We start from the raw sequence: 2,389 nt of genomic DNA, 5'->3' as shown, positions 1-2,389 counted from the left end.
TGTGTATGGCAAAATAAAAGTGCAGAGTTATGAAAAGTAAAAGTACATAACGTTGCACTTTATTTTTATACAAAAAAAGACTTGCCAGCCATCCAATATTTCTCTACTGTAATTGTGTCGAAGCAATACAGTGGAGGTTGAAAGGAATGCTAGCAATGTCTGAAGTTAATTGTATCAAATTATTACGAAATCGAAAATCACTATCTATAAATGAAATTTCAAAAACGTTGGGGATTAATTGGAGAACTGCAAAGAAATATGCAGATGACGATCAAGTCCCCAAAGAAATGGTTAAAAAGAAAAGTGGAATGATGTATGAGGAAAATTGGGGGGAGATAGTTTCCGACTGGCTAGGAGAAGATGAAAAGTTAAAGAAAAAATTAAGAAGGACTAATAAAAAGATTTTTAATGATCTTGTAAAAATGGGGTTCACGGGGTCCTATCGAACCCTCTGTTATTTCATCGCTGACTGGCGTGAAGGTAAAGATCGCATAGAAGAAAGGGATAAGAATTCGGAACGTTTGGATCATCCGCCAGCTGAGGCACAAGTTGATTTTGGAATAACTGAGGCCGTGAAGGATGGGAAGTATATTGATGTTCATTGTCTTCTGATGACACTTCCTTATAGTAATGCAGCTTACTGTATACCATTGCCAGGCGAAAATCAAGAATGCTTTTTACATGGGCTCAAAGCGATGTTTAATCAACTTGGTGGAGTACCTAAGAAAGTTCGGATTGATAATTTAAAGGCAGCAGTTATTCAGCCGAGGGGAAGAAATCAAGAGGCAACGTTCACAGACGAATTCCTCCAATTTGCAAGTCACTACGGTTTTGAACCGCAGGTTTGTAATCCAAGAAGTGGGCATGAGAAAGGAAATGTGGAAAATAAAGTAGGTTATATTCGGTACAACTTTGTAACACCATCACCTGTAATAAATAACCTTGAGCATTTGTCTCAAATCCTAGAAGAACATTTAACCAAGGACCGTGAGCGTGTTCATTATGAAAAGCATGTCCCCATTCGAAAATTACTAGAGGAGGAACATCAATATCTTTTAGCCTTACCCGATGAAGATTATCCTGTATTTAAAGAGGAACTGATGCAAGCAAATAAGTATGGGGAAATAGTAATTGATAAAACTAAAGTACATATCCCCAAGGGATATAACTATGGTCAATTGCACGTTATAAAGTATTGGGACAAATTTAAAGTTATTTCACCTTATGGAGAAATCCTGCATGCAGAATATCGACCTTACATGAATAAAAGTCGCAAAATTCCTTGGTCGTCTATTCTTAAATCTTGGTTACATAAGCCGCGGGTTGTAACCTATTCACGTTATTCGCCTTATCTACCAGGTCGAATCTATGAATATATTAATATCAGTAATTTGTCGATAAGAAAAAAAAGACTGAAATGGTTAATTAGCCTACTAGCTAATCATGAAATGGGAGAAATCAATGATCGATTTTACGAGTTATTGAATGATCAAACGGAAGAAATGTATGAACCCGATTCTCATCCCTATGATGTCAATTGGGCAATGTATGACGAACTTCAATCCCCTTCTCGCGAAGGGAGTGATAAGGTTTGAATTCTGAACTAAAAAGGATTTGTAAAACTCTTCGCCTCGCCTATGTAGCAGACATAGTTGATACTATCCCATTTGAGAACCCCGAGCAGTATCTAGAAAGTCTATTACATAGAGAGCTACAACTACGTGAGGAAGCAAAGGCTGAACGTTTAATTAAAAAAGCACGGTTTTTTAGCAAGAAAACTTTAGAGGCATTTCAATGGAGTGAACAGGTTCGTTTCCCTCCCCACATAGATGCGAAAGAGCTATGTGAACTACATTTTATAAATCAACATGAGAATGTCATTTTAACTGGTTCTCCTGGCACTGGGAAAACCTTATTAGCTACAGGGTTAGGGCGTAAGGCCTGTCAAAATGGCTACGAAGTTCGTTTCTATCGTGTGTCTGATTTAGTCGATACACTAGAAAGAGTATGGAAAGAAGGAAAGCTACAGCAATTTCGAAATAAGTTCAAAAAAGTAGATCTCATAATACTCGATGAAATGGGATATATCCCGTTCAGCAAAGATGGGGCTGAGTTATTATTTCAATTAATATCCGACTGGTATGAACAAAAAAGTTTAATCATCACATCGAACCTTGAATTTAGCCAATGGAATCGTATTTTTGTCGATTCCAGGCTAACGGCAGCATTAGTCGATCGAGTTATTCATCACGCACATATTTTAAGTTTTACAGGAGATAGTTACAGAGTTACACACGCACTTTCACGACAAAAATAATTACTAAAATTAGGCTGGCAAGCTTATGTATTTTTTATTGCACTTTTATGTACTTTTTACTTGCAAAACACA

General features: G+C 36.9%; 2 protein-coding genes. Both read left to right on the top strand.

Annotated elements, in window-relative coordinates; translation table 11 throughout:
- Positions 1 to 146: 146 nt before the first annotated feature.
- Positions 147 to 1,595 carry an IS21 family transposase gene (gene istA / locus B5V89_RS18340; RefSeq protein WP_108073412.1) on the top strand — a complete coding sequence of 483 codons (1,449 nt, stop codon included), beginning with the start codon at positions 147 to 149 and terminating at the stop codon, positions 1,593 to 1,595.
- Positions 1,592 to 2,317 (top strand): IS21-like element helper ATPase IstB, encoded by a 726-nt coding sequence (gene istB / locus B5V89_RS18335; protein WP_108073410.1) that lies wholly within the window; start codon positions 1,592 to 1,594, stop codon positions 2,315 to 2,317. The genes istA and istB overlap by 4 nt, the downstream gene beginning before the upstream one ends.
- The last annotated feature ends 72 nt before the right edge of the window (positions 2,318 to 2,389 follow it).

This window comes from Heyndrickxia sporothermodurans, assembly GCF_003055045.1.
Lineage (GTDB): Bacteria > Bacillota > Bacilli > Bacillales > Bacillaceae_C > Heyndrickxia > Heyndrickxia sporothermodurans.
This window is presented reverse-complemented; position numbering and strand designations above follow the sequence as displayed.

What these genes read in the sequence shown, in the direction of transcription:
- istA (WP_108073412.1), top strand. Translation starts at nt 147, where the DNA reads ATGCTAGCAATGTCTGAAGTTAATTGTATCAAATTATTACGAAATCGA.